Annotated in this window: 13 protein-coding genes; 8 read left to right on the forward strand and 5 right to left on the reverse strand. The window is 41.7% G+C overall.

Annotation, left to right across the window (positions count from 1 at the left end; all coding sequences use genetic code 11):
* Nucleotides 1-75: 75 nt before the first annotated feature.
* Nucleotides 76-1,773 (reverse strand): T9SS type A sorting domain-containing protein, encoded by a 1,698-nt coding sequence (locus IPM95_06830; protein ID MBK9329018.1) that lies wholly within the window; start codon nucleotides 1,771-1,773, stop codon nucleotides 76-78.
* 181 nt (nucleotides 1,774-1,954) lie between these two features.
* Here IPM95_06830 and IPM95_06835 point away from each other — a divergent pair, with 181 nt between their 5' ends.
* Both IPM95_06835 and IPM95_06840 read left to right on the forward strand, forming a co-directional pair.
* Nucleotides 1,955-2,857: a hypothetical protein gene (locus IPM95_06835; protein ID MBK9329019.1), complete on the forward strand. Its 903-nt coding sequence runs from the start codon at nucleotides 1,955-1,957 to the stop codon at nucleotides 2,855-2,857.
* A 63-nt stretch (nucleotides 2,858-2,920) separates the two neighbouring features.
* Nucleotides 2,921-3,331: an EVE domain-containing protein gene (locus tag IPM95_06840; protein MBK9329020.1), complete on the forward strand. Its 411-nt coding sequence runs from the start codon at nucleotides 2,921-2,923 to the stop codon at nucleotides 3,329-3,331.
* 14 nt (nucleotides 3,332-3,345) lie between these two features.
* Here the strand turns inward: IPM95_06840 and IPM95_06845 are convergent, their stop codons facing one another.
* Complete coding sequence (locus IPM95_06845) at nucleotides 3,346-4,704, reverse strand: MFS transporter (GenBank protein ID MBK9329021.1); 1,359 nt, start codon at nucleotides 4,702-4,704, stop codon at nucleotides 3,346-3,348.
* 110 nt (nucleotides 4,705-4,814) lie between these two features.
* Here IPM95_06845 and IPM95_06850 point away from each other — a divergent pair, with 110 nt between their 5' ends.
* The 6 genes from IPM95_06850 to IPM95_06875 all read left to right on the forward strand — a co-directional run bounded on the left by IPM95_06850 (nucleotide 4,815) and on the right by IPM95_06875 (nucleotide 12,066).
* The gene (locus tag IPM95_06850; GenBank protein MBK9329022.1) at nucleotides 4,815-5,591 is read left to right on the forward strand and encodes an RMD1 family protein; all 777 of its coding nucleotides are present in this window, start codon (nucleotides 4,815-4,817) and stop codon (nucleotides 5,589-5,591) included.
* Nucleotides 5,592-5,745: 154 nt separating this feature from the next.
* Nucleotides 5,746-8,607 (forward strand): aminomethyl-transferring glycine dehydrogenase, encoded by a 2,862-nt coding sequence (gene gcvP / locus IPM95_06855; protein ID MBK9329023.1) that lies wholly within the window; start codon nucleotides 5,746-5,748, stop codon nucleotides 8,605-8,607.
* Between the two features lie 575 nt (nucleotides 8,608-9,182).
* Nucleotides 9,183-10,217 carry an endolytic transglycosylase MltG gene (gene mltG / locus IPM95_06860; protein MBK9329024.1) on the forward strand — a complete coding sequence of 345 codons (1,035 nt, stop codon included), beginning with the start codon at nucleotides 9,183-9,185 and terminating at the stop codon, nucleotides 10,215-10,217.
* A gap of 5 nt (nucleotides 10,218-10,222) precedes the next feature.
* Complete coding sequence (locus tag IPM95_06865) at nucleotides 10,223-10,699, forward strand: acyl-CoA thioesterase (protein ID MBK9329025.1); 477 nt, start codon at nucleotides 10,223-10,225, stop codon at nucleotides 10,697-10,699.
* Between the two features lie 33 nt (nucleotides 10,700-10,732).
* The gene (locus IPM95_06870; GenBank protein MBK9329026.1) at nucleotides 10,733-11,719 is read left to right on the forward strand and encodes a YihY/virulence factor BrkB family protein; all 987 of its coding nucleotides are present in this window, start codon (nucleotides 10,733-10,735) and stop codon (nucleotides 11,717-11,719) included.
* A complete protein-coding gene (locus IPM95_06875; protein ID MBK9329027.1) occupies nucleotides 11,716-12,066 on the forward strand; it encodes a hypothetical protein in 351 nt (116 codons plus the stop codon). The genes IPM95_06870 and IPM95_06875 overlap by 4 nt, the downstream gene beginning before the upstream one ends.
* Here IPM95_06875 and IPM95_06880 read toward each other — a convergent pair.
* The 3 genes from IPM95_06880 to IPM95_06890 all read right to left on the reverse strand — a co-directional run bounded on the left by IPM95_06880 (nucleotide 12,041) and on the right by IPM95_06890 (nucleotide 14,765).
* Nucleotides 12,041-12,817, reverse strand: coding sequence for an AMP nucleosidase (locus tag IPM95_06880; protein MBK9329028.1), 777 nt, complete (start codon nucleotides 12,815-12,817; stop codon nucleotides 12,041-12,043). The genes IPM95_06875 and IPM95_06880 overlap by 26 nt on opposite strands.
* A 9-nt stretch (nucleotides 12,818-12,826) precedes the next feature.
* On the reverse strand, nucleotides 12,827-13,231 hold the full coding sequence (locus tag IPM95_06885) for an energy transducer TonB (protein ID MBK9329029.1): 405 nt from the start codon (nucleotides 13,229-13,231) through the stop codon (nucleotides 12,827-12,829).
* Between the two features lie 127 nt (nucleotides 13,232-13,358).
* On the reverse strand, nucleotides 13,359-14,765 hold the full coding sequence (locus IPM95_06890) for a Glu/Leu/Phe/Val dehydrogenase (GenBank protein ID MBK9329030.1): 1,407 nt from the start codon (nucleotides 14,763-14,765) through the stop codon (nucleotides 13,359-13,361).
* Nucleotides 14,766-14,767: the final 2 nt, after the last annotated feature.

A 14,767-nucleotide genomic window follows, 5' to 3' on the forward strand; every position in this document is an offset into this window, starting at 1 on the left:
TGACATACATCAATAAAACCAATAAGAAAACAGAAAAGGCAATGAAAATCAAATCATTATTCACTTTTTATTAACTCATTCCTTCAGCTTCAGAAATGTTCCTACTTTAGTATCCTTCTCATTTTCCTTACTGATAATATAACCACCATCCGGCAAATGGCTGATATTTATCTGCAATTCCTCTCCGGGCAACCTGTCATAGCTTTCAGCCCACACCAGTTTTCCCTGTGTATTGTAGATACTGAATCTTGCATTCTTAGATTCCGGCTCTTTGTTCCATTTCAGTCTAATTTCGTCTTTGGCGGGATTTGGAAACACCTGAAGTGATTTATCTGTATTAGTTTTGTTAATAACACCGGATATAACGGCGGTAGTATCGTAATGAATATCCAGATAAGGTCCTTCCAGTTCCAGGGTATCACCGTTGAAGAATTTAATGACATTATTGTTCAATACCTCCAAACGGAATTGGGTGATGCCTGTCTTGTTTATGAACTTCAATGCCTGCGGATCCAGGTCAAAACGGAGTGCATATTCATTTCCGCGCAAACTACCCGCCGCACAGGCCACATTGGACAGAGAAGCGGTTTCTGAGAAATCCCCGGCTTCCGGTTCGGATGTCCCAAAAGTGCCCTGTTTGATATCCAGTGTAAAATCCTGAGGGAAAACAACCGCGCCGGAATAGGTCTTGCTGACAGACTTTGTTCTTAAGAACAAACTCGCTTTTTTAATCACCTTATCATCCGGAATGGAGGATGTATTGAATGAAACGATACCTTTAGTTTTAGAAATGCCGTTATTGGCTATCTGAATCTCTCCGGTACCGGTTTGTCCGGTGGAAGTCACCCATCCATCCTCATTGCTGCCGGCAGAGTAAAAAGAGGTATCTCTGTTCCTCCTCAGGTAATTGTTGATGTATTTACGCATATAAAATTCCGCCAAAACAGTATAACTGTGCGGTCCGAGGTGGTAGGTATCAATACCATTAAGCCCCATGGCTGTGTGGGGGGATGGATAATCGATGTTTCCCCGAGGAAATGGAACTGACCTGGGAGGATACGTACCGTATGGCGGATACCTTAATGCTGTAGTTTGACCATATTGCCATTGCATCAACCCTAAGCTATTAAAGAAATGAAATTTAGGATTGTTGTATGATTGTATCGACGAGTCCATATAATCAGTCAGGTAATTCATAAATCGGTTAATTTCATATGGAGAGGGATACCCCTTATCTTTCCACAAATCACAATAAGGATCCCAGGGATAATCGATACAAGGGTCATTGAAATTAGGGTAATCATAGGATTGCCAGATAACCTGAGCATTCGGAAGAGTGGTATGGATAAAATCAAAAATACTGTCCATAAATAATTTCGCCTTATTCAAACTGACATCCAGAACATTTAATGAATCTCCTTTTCGTATTTTAAAGGCGACATCATTTCCACCAAGTGAAACCATCACTATATCTATGGGCTTACCTATATCATCCTCCAGCGCAGTCTGCATAGCCAGCTTGGTAAGCGGAAACTGCCACCAGCTTTCCGCGGTCATACTGATCAGCACACTTCCGGAACTTCTGGAATAATAATCGGGAAACCCATACTTTGCCAACGCTGAATCATAAGCCTGGTATAACGCCGGAAAATGCGCCCAACTGTCACCAACCAACCGAATGTGCGGCTCCGTTTTTTTCAGGCAGGCATTCTGAGAAGATGCGATTCCAAAAAACAAAAAAAGCAAAGACGAAATGAGTAAAACTTTTTTCATGTATTTCATTTTTTATGTTCGAATCCGGTACACTCAAAATATCCAACCATTAATTTGGATGTTTATTCCGTAGGGTGTTTGAATATTTTACAGGTGTTAAAGTTTCTTAAATTTAGGAAATTCTTTTAAAGATTAAATACAACAAACCATTTTTTTATCGTTTTCATGCAAAATGTACCAAATGAAGATTCCTTTTGCTTTGATTTCCGTTTTTCTGTTATCCGGCAACCTGCCGGTATGTGCAAATCCAATACCGATGCAGGAACTGATAAAATCCAAGAAAATTTCATGCAGCATTCATGGCAATACGGCCAGCACCCATTATCTGGAGCCGGTGGTGGCACATTTTACCAACCTAAGCGTTGAATCAGTTTCTTTCGTGATAGACAACGGAGATATGTTCATTCCCTCCGATTCCAGCTATCAGAATATCGTGGTAACCCGACAGGAAACCGTGGCATTAAAATCAAAAGAGACAAAATCAATAAAAATTAAAGGTATGTGCACGGAACAAAGTGACAGGAGCGGCAATGGCAATCTCCGATATACGTTTAAACCAGCCGGCAATGAAACACTTAGGAAACTGGCAACATTTATAGGCGAAAATCAATACCAGAGTTCAGCCGCACAGTATGCGGTATGGAGCCTGATGAACAATAATGATATTAACTCCATCTACTCTTCCGACTCAATTGAAGAAATGAATCTGAAAAAATTCACGGCATCCTTAACCGGCAAAACGTACCAGGTAAAATCAGCTGATTACCGGTATAATTACTACAGTCCTCCTAGAGAAAAAGTGGGAGGCAATTTTGAATATAATTTCAGCAAACCACAGGACGTACAGATTGCCATGTTTGATAAAAACGGCATCCTGGTTCGCGAATTGTTTAACCAGAAAAAAGTGGCTCCTGGTGAACATAAGATGAGCTTTGAATTTGATTCTTCCGTCTACACCGATGATATCTATTATTTCAAGTTAATAGCTTTGAATGAGGTGCTGGTCAGCCAAAAATGGGATATCCAGGGCATACGCGACTCCTTTAAACAAAAAGTACAGGATCGTATTTCCGGTGACCATTAATCAGTGAGATATTCTGTAAAATCCATGTTCATTCGTATCTTTATCAGCATAAAGATTCCATGTATGAAGTATTGGTTAATGAAATCTGAACCGGATGTATTCTCCTACGATGATTTGGTGAAAAAAGGGAAAGAGCACTGGGATGGTGTGCGCAACTACACGGCACGTAACAATATGCGCGCCATGAAAAAAGGCGACAAGGCTTTATTTTACCACAGCAATATCGATAAGGCCGCCGTCGGTATCATGCAGATTGTAAAAGAAGCGTATCAGGACCCCACCACCATGGAAGAACAGTGGGTTTGTGTAGATGTTTCACCCGTCGAAAAGTTAAAACATCCGGTATCATTAGCCTCCATAAAGGCCAATCCGAAACTGGCAGAAATGAAAATAATCAAACAATCGCGTTTATCGGTGACTGATGTGACCAAACAGGAATTTGATGAGATTCTAAGGATGAGTAAAAAAGCATAACGCATTTGAAATTGTCAGACATCCTTGTACCTGCGCATTACGGCATAAGCCGCAACGGCTGAAATGACACAGGTCACCGCCACCATGCGGATTCCAAACGGATTGTCGGGAGATTTACCCAGCAGCAATAAGGAAGGAAAAATAAGACTGGTGATAGCTACTCCTATTTTCATCATGAATGTTTTCAGCCCATAATATGATGCATTTCTGTAAACACCTGTTTCTACGGCATTTCTTTCCGCGTTATCTCCTGCCAGCGCCATCGGCAAAATACCCAGTACCGCCGTCGGGTACATATTGATTAAGATATACATCACCATAAAGAAGGAAGTGGGTAACGGATATAAACCAATCGTAGCGGTGAAGCTGAAACTGATAATAAGACAGATGAGTGCGGATTGCATCACTTTTTTCTTTCCAAACCGATCCACCAGTCTGTCGATAAGCGGATACATCGCCAGTGAACAGATACCCACTGAATAAAGTATCACGGAGGTATAGACATTGTCCAGTTTCAGTAATGCCGCCACGATATATGGAACAGCCACCACAAATATCTTTTGTGGAAACCAGTAGATCAATTCCACGATAACAAGTACCCTGAAATTCTTATCCGCCCACACTTCCCGCATCATACTGAATAAACCTGAGCCGGTGGCAGTATTGCAAGCTGCAGACTGATTTCTGCCGGAATGGTCTGCCACAAAGAGAACCGGCATCATCATCAACAGCAATGCCGTTAAGGAGTATGCCAGAATGCTGTACTTGAAGATAGTTTCATTCGGCAGCGTATTTTGAAACACATTCATGATGATGTTAATGGTTTGTCCGATTCCGATACCCAATGCATAAGCAATGGACAGCATCATCACAATATGCAGTCGTTCCTTTTCTTCTTTGGCAATTTCATTGATCATCGCATTATACGGTGTCGTATAAAAACATTTTACGATAAATGCGATAATCACCATGACAGATAACCAAACGGTATTGAGAGAATCCAAACCATCTACCGGCGGAAAAAACACCAGAGCACCAATAATGGCAAAAGGGATGGCTGACAACGCCAGAAAAGTCTTGCGTTTCCCGAATTTAAAGGTGGATCGGTCACTCAGGCTTCCGACTATAGGTTCCATAAAGGCACTGATCAGATAGCCGACAGCCGACAACAGGCCGACAATGGTGAAAACCTTCAATACCGCGCCCTGATGGACAAAAGCCTTAAACAAGGGCTTTCCGTTATCCGGCGGGAGGTAGAAGAAATAAATTAATTCCGTAAATCCGAAAACAGCCAGGCTCCATCCGGTTTGCCCCATGGCAAAAGCAATCTTTCTGGATAGCGGTACTTTTACAGTCTGCATCGTTACATTCATCCGGCTAAGATAACAGAAAAACAAAAACTATTCCATCAAAAAATGAAGCGGTGTTGTATGAAATACAGGGCAAAAGACCTACATTTGAAGAGCAACTCATCCCATATAAAGTGTATAAAGTATTATCCTTACAGTTATCAGACAGTATTGACATCAAATCATTCAAAGCTGCCTTCTCCGCAGAACTGGGTTATGCAGATTCATCCGAATTGTTTTATAAAATTTCCAATGAAAAATACGTGTATATTTTTAAATATGGCGTCGTTTGCTTTCTCAATCACGGTGAACAGGAAACAGCAGCATTTAGCCAGAAGATAGCACCATTCTGTAAAAATTTCTTTGAGATAAAGCTCCGAGAAGAGTTCGACATTGAAATCAACGCCAAAGAAAATAAGATCGGGTATAATAAGATTGAAATAATACATCCCGAACTGGAAACCCTGAGGCTTATCATGCTGAATGTTTCACAGTCTGTTGCACTGGATTATTATTCCAATCAGACTGCCCTATTATTGGAAAATACAAACAGGCATACGCAGCATCTGGAAAAAACGGGCAACCTGCATCTGTCGGGAAAAAACCTGAAAAAATTCATCGGCAAAACGCTCAACCTGATGAACAGAATCACCGAAAACCTCTACATCTTCGACTCGCCGCCGCAGACCTGGGAAAATGAATCGCTGAACAAGATAGATGTGGAGCTCAAGAAGACCTTTGACCTTCAAAGCCGGTACAGGAGTGTTTATGAAGAACTGCAGATTACCAAAGAAAATTTAAACCTGTTTAAAGATATCCTGCATCACCGTAAAAGCAACGTACTGGAGTGGATCATCATCCTGCTGATTCTGGTAGAAGTGCTGCACTTGTTTTGGGAGAACCTGTTTTAACAAAAAACCCGGATAGTGTACCGGCATTTACATACTGTCCGTTCAAAAGTTTAAACATTCCCGGACATTTTTCCACACATACAATTTCTTAAAACTAAAATCCTTTTGAACTATCGTATATTTAGGGCATTGTAAAAAAATTAAGTCCCCGCACATGCAGAACGAATTTCAAGCCCGCCACATCGGTCCAAGAGAAACAGACCTTCCTGACATGCTCAAAACCATCGGTGTTTCAACTTTAGACCAACTGATGGAAGAGACCGTTCCGGCTAACATACGCCTGAAACATCCTTTATCTATAGGCAAACCGCAAACAGAATACCAGTACCTGCAGCTTTTAAAGGAAAAGGCCGACAAAAACAAAGTATTAAAAAACTATATCGGATTAGGATATTACGGAAGCATTACACCGGGCGTAATTCAACGAAATATTTTTGAGAATCCCGGATGGTACACACAATACACGCCTTATCAGGCTGAAATCTCCCAGGGCAGACTGGAAGCATTGCTCAATTACCAGACTATGGTTTCCGATTTAACGGGACTTCCCGTCGCCAATGCATCTCTGCTCGATGAAGGGACAGCGGTGGCGGAAGCTATGCACGTTTTTTATGAAGTCAGAAACAAATCTAAAAACAAGCCACAGGCACACAAAATATTTATCGATAAAAATACCTTTCCTCAAAGCATCGATGTGGTAAAAGGACGGGCATTGCCGCTGAATATCGACGTAGTCGTGGGAGACTATAAAACCTTCACGCCTACCGAAGACTATTTTGCCATCGTGTTACAGTATCCCAACGGAGCTGGAAGTATCGAAGATTACCAATCCATCATTTCGGCCTGTGCCGCTCAGGAGGTTTATTCCGTGCTGGCATGTGACATCTTAAGCCTGGCATTGCTGACTTCTCCCGGAGAATTGGGTGCAGATATCGCAGTGGGTAACTCCCAGCGTTTCGGCGTTCCGATGGGCTTTGGTGGTCCGCATGCCGCCTTCTTTGCCTGCAAGGAGGATTTCGTCCGCCTTATCCCGGGCAGGCTGATTGGTGTTTCGGTAGATAAACACAGCAACCGCGCACTCCGTATGGCGCTGCAAACCCGCGAACAGCATATAAAAAGAGAAAAAGCCACGTCCAACATTTGTACGGCACAGGCATTACTGGCCATTATGGCCAGCATGTATGCTGTTTACCACGGAAAAGAGGGCATAAAAAACATTGCTTTAAAAGTTCACCATCATACGGTAGCATTAGCGAACGAACTGAAGAAACTGGGCTTTCAAAATCAAAATACCTTCTTCTTCGATACCCTGAAATTCGATTCCAAAGGTCTGTCAGATAGGATCAGGACTCTGTCTGTAAATGCCGGTTACAATTTCTGGTATGATACGGACGGAACGATACAGATTACATTAGATGAAACGGCTGTGCAGCAGGATATAGAAAAGATTGCTGCCGTTTTTGCCGCAGCACTGGAAGCGAATTATACCTCTTCCTGCCTGGAACATCCTGCATTGCAGATTCCTGAAAACTTACAGCGTACTTCCGATTATCTTACGCATCCCGTTTTCAACACCTATCATTCTGAAACGGAAATGCTGCGTTATATCAAACGGCTGGAAGCAAAAGATTTGTCATTAGGTTTCTCCATGATTCCATTGGGTAGCTGCACCATGAAATTAAACGCCACCACAGAACTGATACCCTTAAGCTGGCCTGAATTTGCGCATATGCATCCGTTTCAGCCCGTGAATCAGGTGGAAGGCTATTTGGACATTATTCAGGAACTGGAAGAGCAATTAGCCAATATAACCGGATTTGCGGCCACATCCCTGCAGCCCAACTCCGGGGCGCAGGGCGAATACGCCGGGCTGATGGTTATCCGGGCCTATCATATCTCATGCGGCGACACACACCGTAATGTGGCGTTGATTCCAACATCGGCACACGGCACCAATCCGGCAAGCGCAGCTATGGCCGGTATGGAAATCGTCCTGGTAAAGACAACACCGGAAGGCAATATCGATGTGGAAGATTTAAAGTTTAAAGCAGCTCAGCATGCGGATAATTTATCCTGCCTGATGGTTACCTATCCTTCCACCCACGGTGTTTTTGAAGAAACCATTGTAGAGATTTGTGAAACGATTCATCAATACGGCGGAAAAGTATATATGGACGGTGCGAACATGAATGCACAGGTGGGGTTGACCTCCCCTGCTTCCATTGGCGCCGATGTGAACCATATAAACCTGCACAAAACATTTGCCATTCCCCATGGCGGCGGCGGTCCGGGCATGGGACCTATCTGCTGCACGGCTGATCTTGCGCCTTTTTTACCTTGCAGCCCTTTATTTAAAACCGGAGGGGAACAGGCAATTCCAAGCATTTCCGCCGCTCCTTTTGGAAGCGCATCCATATTGCTGATTTCGTATGCCTACAACAAAATGCTGGGCAGTGAAGGCATCACCAATGCGACCAAATATGCCATTCTGAATGCCAATTACCTGAAAGCAAAACTGGAAAAATATTATCCGATATTATACAGCGGAAAGAATGGTCGTGTGGCACACGAATTTATCATGGATATCCGACCATTTAAGAAAGATACGGGCATTGATGCAGTTGAGATTGCCAAACGATTAATGGATTATGGCTATCATGCGCCAACGGTAGCATTTCCGGTACCCGGCACTTTAATGATAGAACCTACTGAAAGTGAAAGCAAGGAAGAACTGGATAAATTCTGTGATGCGCTGATTGCCATCAGACATGAGTTGGATGATATCACAAATGGTGTCACAACACAACAGGATAATCCGATTTTAAACGCACCACATACTGCAAACGAAGTCATTTCAGACATGTGGAATCATAACTATTCCAGAGAAAAAGCTGCTTTTCCAATTGAATATGTGAAACAGTCTAAATTTTGGCCGAGTGTTGCAAAGATTGACAATACTTACGGTGACAGAAATTTAGTTTGTACCTGTTTACCAATTGAAGCTTACGTCAGGTAGATATAATCATTGGCATTTATTGCCTTATGATGCTGTATGCTTACCTTGATTTGCTGCACATTCTATTATCATTCTATTTAAAAAATCAGAATCAAAAATTTTAATAATTAGTCACTTTTTAGAATAGTTAATTCGATTATTTTAGTTGAATATCAATTACTTAGAAATATTGAAATTCATTATAAACAGTCACTATAAAAATAATTAAGTACTTTTACTTGGCAGTATTCATTGCATATTTGTACTAGATAAGAAGTAAGAACGCTTATCTCTGGGAACTAAACTATTTTATAACATAAAAAACTAACTATTTTCTAAGAAAAAATAATCTCAAAATTTTATTGATATTTATATAGCTGTGAAGCTACTGTTTAGAGTATAGACAAAAAAAATCGGGTTTTGCATTGCACAAAACCCGAAAGACCCTAAAGTCTAGAAACATAAAAACCCTACTTCAAAGTTAAACAATTTCTTACATTGTGCAAGAGATTGTTTGACTTTTTTTTATTTTTTCGTCACATTTTTTTTCATAAATTTGTACAAAATTCATTTTCAAACAGTTACACAAATTCTAAATGAAAAAAAAAATCACTTGTATTGTTCTATTTCTTCTATTTTCCGGACTCATCTGCACCGTTCTATTCTATAAGACACTTTTCGCGGACAATATAAACGATGTAAAAGAAGCAAAATCCCACATATTATACATTCCAACCGGCTCCACCTATGAAGATGTACTGAAGTCTTTAAAAAGTCAGCATATTCTTAAGAATGCGGAAACATTTAAGCTTGTTTGCAGCAAACTAGATTACAATTCCCACATCAAACCAGGAAAATACCGAATCGATGATAATAGCGGTAATTTATTTTTGGTCCGTAAATTAAGAGCCGGCAGTCAGGAACCGGTACGAATCACCTTTAATAATATCCGGAATAAAGAGCAATTAGCGACAAAAATCGCCGGTCAGCTTGAAACATCAAAAAAAAAATTGCTGAGTGAATTCAATAATGCACGCTTTCTGGACTCTCTGGGTTTAACCGAGGAGAATTTCCCGACCATTTTTCTCGCAAATACGTATGAATTTCACTGGAACACTTCTGCGACCCAGTTCATAGACCGAATGCTCAAAGAGTATACTAAATTCTGGAATGCATCGAGATTATCCAAAGCGCAGTCGTTGAGCCTCACGCCGACAGAAATCACCATACTGGCATCCATCATTCAAAAGGAATCCAACCATTATGATGAATACCCGACCATAGCCGGAGTATACATCAACCGGTTAAACAGAAACTGGCCGCTGCAGGCAGACCCTACGGTAATGTATGCCTTAAACAAGATAGGTATCAAGCGGAGGGTGTATCAACAGGACTTGAAGATTGTATCTCCATATAATACGTATCTGAACAAAGGGCTTCCCCCCGGCCCCATTTGCCTGCCGGAGTTAAAAAGTATTGATGAAACTTTGAATGCTGAAGAGCATAATTATATGTATTTTTGTGCTAAGGAAGATTTTTCCGGGTATCATGTTTTTGCGGAAACGTGGGAAGAGCATAAAGCGAATGCATCCCGTTATCAGAAAGCACTGAACCGAAACAATATTCGATAAAATACATGTTTGAAGAAACCATACAGCTGCGCGTACGTTATCACGATTGTGATCCTTTGGGGATTGTTTACCACGGACACTATGCCAAATTTTTCGAAACAGGCAGAACGGAAGCCATGCGCAAACATGATTTCTCCTATAAAAGACTGGAAGAGCTGGGTTTTGCCATGCCTGTGGTGGAAATGAACATCAAATATTTCCGTCCAGCGCGTTACGATGAATTAATGGATATTAAAACCATCATCAAAGACTGGCCGGATAAGAAAATCACCTTTATCAGCGAAATTTATAATCAGCAGGGACAACTGCTCACCAGCAGTGACACCACTTTTGTCTATGTCAAAAGAGATTCCCTCAGAAGATGTCATATCCCTGAAATAGTTCTGGAGCATTTAAAACCTTTTTTTACGGAAGAAATTAAAAAACTGAAAGAAGAAAAAAAGGCAAAAGAGAAGCCGAAGAGAATCAGCCATAAATTATAAACAGCATGCTTCCTGGTATTTGTATTTTTTACGATGACCAGCAGAGGCTGTCAGAACAGTATAGGGATGTCCATTCAGCAAAAAACGGAAAAATACAAACGGCTGGTTCGTTCGGAACGATTTCAGGAACGCCTGAAAAGGATGACGATTCCTGGCTTTGAAGGCATACCCGTTTATGATGTGGCAATAAAGTTTAAAGAGGAAGTCAGCAATGACGACCTGTCTATCCGTGCATCTTCGATTTCATTTTATTTCATCCTAGCATTATTTCCCAGTATCATCTTTTTCTTTTCACTGATTCCATATGTTCCCATTCAGCATTTTGATATAAATGTCATGAATGCACTGAAAGATATACTGCCGCTGGATGTATATTTTGTACTGGAAAGCACCATCAGGGATATTGTCAGCATACAACGAGGCGGTCTCGTATCCATTAACTTCTTTCTGGCATTGTTCGTTGCTTCCAACGGGGTGAATTCCATGATGAAGGCTTTTGACAAGATGAATCATACATTTAAGGAAAGAACCTTCTGGGAAAAACGCTGGACAGGTATCCGCATCCTGGTTTTAATAAATATACAGATGATACTGGCGGTACTTCTGATCATAAAAGGGAAAGAGCTGATAGTGCTGACATTAAAGTTTATGCATACGGAAGATATTTTTACCTTTTATATTCTGCGGTTCATTAAATCTGTCATCATTGTGTTGAGTTTCTTTAATATCATCGCTCTCATTTATTATTTCGGCCCCTCCGTCAAAAAGAAATACCGCTATTTTTCTGCAGGCGCAACATTTGCAACCATAGTATCCATTGGAATGACGGTCGTTTTCAAGTTATACACCAGCTACCTGAATAATTTCAATAACCTGTATGGCTCACTGGGCATCATGATCGTCATCATGCTGCTGATATACCTGAACGCACTGGTATTGCTGTTCGGATTTGAATTAAACAACAGCATCGCCGTCAACAAGGCAATCCGTGAAGAAATACAAACGAATCCGGCATCATGAAACAAATTCTCAAAGCATTGCTTTCCTTATTCTTTTTGATAGCCATAGCGGTACATATTTATTACCTGTACCTGGAAACGGACAAACAATACCTTTGGCACACACTCTATTTTGTTACTTACGGTGCATGCTGGAGGATGCTGTTTTCAAAAACAAAAAACAGCATCCTCCTTTATTTCTTCATGATGCTGTTTCCATTCATCACCCATTTTTACTTCGGATACCGGCATCTGATAAAATCCGAAATTAATGGTATGTTCTGGGTTTGCCTGATAGTTTGTATCCTGTTACCTGTTGGCTTATGGGTAGTTAAACAGGACACTAATCTTCAAAACGGAGGTGTTTGATTGTGGAGGCCCGGTTCATCAGTTGTTTGAGAGAATCGATACCTATCAGCAAGTGCTTGTTGACATAATTTGCAGTCACTTTCCTGTCACTTTCATCTGTCTTCACACCCTCCGGTATCATCGGCTGGTCTGAAACCAGCAACAGTGCGCCGACCGGAATTTCATTGGCAAATGCAACAGAAAAAAGCGTGGCTGTTTCCATATCAATGGCCATGGCGCGTATTTTCCTCAGATATTCCTTAAATTCTTCATCGTGTTCCCACACTCTTCTGTTGGTCGTATAAACGGTACCGGTCCAGTAATCCTGATCGTGTTCACGGATTGTGGTTGAAATGGCTTTTTGCAATGCAAAGGATGGCAATGCCGGCACTTCAGCAGGGAAATAATCGTTAGAGGTTCCCTCTCCTCTGATAGCGGCAATCGGGAGGATGAAATCGCCCAATTCATTTTTCTTTTTCAATCCGCCGCATTTTCCTAAGAACAGGGCAGCCTTTGGTTTTACAGCGGATAATAAATCCATCATGGTAGCAGCCAGGGCGCTGCCCATTCCAAAGTTGATGATAGTGATATTATTGGCAGTGGCATTCGGCATGGGTTTATCCAGTCCAACTACTTCCACCTGATTCCATTCTGCGAATAATTGTACATATTTGGAAAAATTAGTCAGTAAGATATATTCACCGAAATCCTCCAGATTTTTTCCGGTATACCTTGGCAGCCAGTTCTGAACGATATCATCTTTAGTTTTCATGAATACCTTTTAGTACATAATATTTTTCATGATTTTCATATCGAAATTGACCGGCAAGACCATCATTTCCTTTTTGGGCATTCCATTTACGGTAGCCGGTGACCATTTAGGCATCAGTTTAATGACACGCAAGGCTTCCGCATCGAGCACCACCTGAGAAGATTTCAGTATCCTCACATTCGTCAGGGAACCGTCCTCATTCACGGTAAACGCAACCAGTGTTTTACCTTCCCACTTTTGCTTTTGTGCCTCTTCCGGATATTTCAGATTAATATCTAAAAACTGAACCAATGCCTTATCGCCACCCGGAAACTGGGGCTTAGTGGCAACAACATCAGTCTGAGCCATGACAGGCTGCAAAACACCACAAAGGATAAGCAGTATGGTGCTTATTTTTAGTCGTATCATTTTCATCTTTCTTCTTTTAACTAATTTCAACGTTGCCATATAAGCAACGTGCAACATTCAAAAGTAACTCATGCTGGTGCAAATGACACCCGAACAATATGCAGATGTGTGGATAAGTCAGGGTTATAAACGATTACGGGAACACGCCCAATTCCATATAGGAATAACCGATTTTGTTCAATGCATCCAGATATGCCGCGGTGCGTAAACTTATTTTCTTGTGCTCTTTCCAGATACGATGGATATTTTCATAAGAGTTGACCATGGTGGTTTCCAACCCGGAACGCACCAAATCCAGCTCACTGGCACCGTGTACGATATCCCGCTCTTCTTTCGTAATTTTTTTTCCGGTGTTTCGTTCAATCATATTCATGATATCATTGAACGAAGATTCCTGAAAGCCTCTGTCCAGCCTGCCGAAACTGACATGCGATAAATTTTTCAGCCATTCAAAATAAGAAACCGTAACACCGCCGGCATTCAGGTATAAATCCGGCACTATCAAAACACCTTTCTTGAGTAAAATACGTTCAGCCTCCGGTGTGACAGGGCCGTTTGCGCCCTCTCCGATAATCTTGGCTTTAATGCGCTCTGCATTTTCTTTGGTAATCTGATTTTCCAGGGCTGCCGGTACCAGGATATCACATTCGTGTTCCATCAACGCATTGGATTGTTTGAAGAATCTCGCTTTGGGATAATTTCGAATGGTTCTGTTTTCAATCTGGTATTTTTTTAAATCCTCGACATCAATCCCTTTGGCGTTATACAATCCGCCTTCAAACTCAGCTATTCCGACAATCAGCGCTCCGTTTTCCTGCATCACACGGGCAGTATGGTACCCCACATTTCCGAAACCCTGAATGATGACGGTTTTGCCTTCGATGCCTTTCGTCAACCCCAGCTTTTTCATATCGTGCTCAAAGCTGCAGGCCTGTTTCAGTCCGTAAAAAACGCCCCGCCCGGTCGCTTCCGTCCTGCCATGTACGCCACCCTGAGAAATCGGCTTTCCGGTAACACATCCCGCCGCATCTATCTGGGACGAATTAAACTGGATATAGGTATCGACTATCCAGCTCATCTCGCGTTCACCGGTACCATAATCGGGAGCCGGCACATCGAGTGAAGGCCCTATAAATCCTTTCTTGATGAGCTCAAACGTATAACGGCGTGTAATCTTTTCGAGCTGCTCATCCGTATAATTTTTCGGATTGATTTTAATGCCTCCTTTGGCACCGCCGAACGGCACATCCACCACCGCACATTTATACGTCATCAGGGCGGCGAGCGCCATCACTTCATCCTGGTTGACCATGTCACTGTAACGGATACCGCCTTTGGTAGGTAATTTATGATGGGAATGCTGAACACGATAGGCTTCAAACACCTGAATCTCATTGCCGATTTTTACCGGAAAATTAATCTGATAAACGGCATTACATACTTTAATCTGATTGATTAAACCTTTAGGGAATTTGGTGTAGAGGGCTGCCTGGTCAACGTAGGTTTGAACGTTCTGGAAAAATTTGCTTTCTGTGCTCATAA

The sequence above is a fragment of the Sphingobacteriales bacterium genome (assembly GCA_016719635.1).
Taxonomy (GTDB): domain Bacteria; phylum Bacteroidota; class Bacteroidia; order Chitinophagales; family JADIYW01; genus JADJSS01.

Bases quoted from the DNA above. Each gene is read 5' to 3' on its own strand.
- IPM95_06875 (MBK9329027.1), top strand. From the start codon at position 11,716: ATGAAACAAATTCTCAAAGCATTGCTTTCCTTATTCTTTTTGATAGCC.
- gcvP (MBK9329023.1), top strand. From the start codon at position 5,746: ATGCAGAACGAATTTCAAGCCCGCCACATCGGTCCAAGAGAAACAGAC.
- mltG (MBK9329024.1), top strand. From the start codon at position 9,183: ATGAAAAAAAAAATCACTTGTATTGTTCTATTTCTTCTATTTTCCGGA.
- IPM95_06835 (MBK9329019.1), top strand. From the start codon at position 1,955: ATGAAGATTCCTTTTGCTTTGATTTCCGTTTTTCTGTTATCCGGCAAC.
- IPM95_06870 (MBK9329026.1), top strand. From the start codon at position 10,733: ATGACCAGCAGAGGCTGTCAGAACAGTATAGGGATGTCCATTCAGCAA.
- IPM95_06840 (MBK9329020.1), top strand. From the start codon at position 2,921: ATGAAGTATTGGTTAATGAAATCTGAACCGGATGTATTCTCCTACGAT.
- IPM95_06890 (MBK9329030.1), bottom strand. From the start codon at position 14,765: ATGAGCACAGAAAGCAAATTTTTCCAGAACGTTCAAACCTACGTTGAC.
- IPM95_06830 (MBK9329018.1), bottom strand. From the start codon at position 1,773: ATGAAAAAAGTTTTACTCATTTCGTCTTTGCTTTTTTTGTTTTTTGGA.
- IPM95_06880 (MBK9329028.1), bottom strand. From the start codon at position 12,817: ATGAAAACTAAAGATGATATCGTTCAGAACTGGCTGCCAAGGTATACC.
- IPM95_06865 (MBK9329025.1), top strand. From the start codon at position 10,223: ATGTTTGAAGAAACCATACAGCTGCGCGTACGTTATCACGATTGTGAT.
- IPM95_06885 (MBK9329029.1), bottom strand. From the start codon at position 13,231: ATGAAAATGATACGACTAAAAATAAGCACCATACTGCTTATCCTTTGT.
- IPM95_06845 (MBK9329021.1), bottom strand. From the start codon at position 4,704: ATGAATGTAACGATGCAGACTGTAAAAGTACCGCTATCCAGAAAGATT.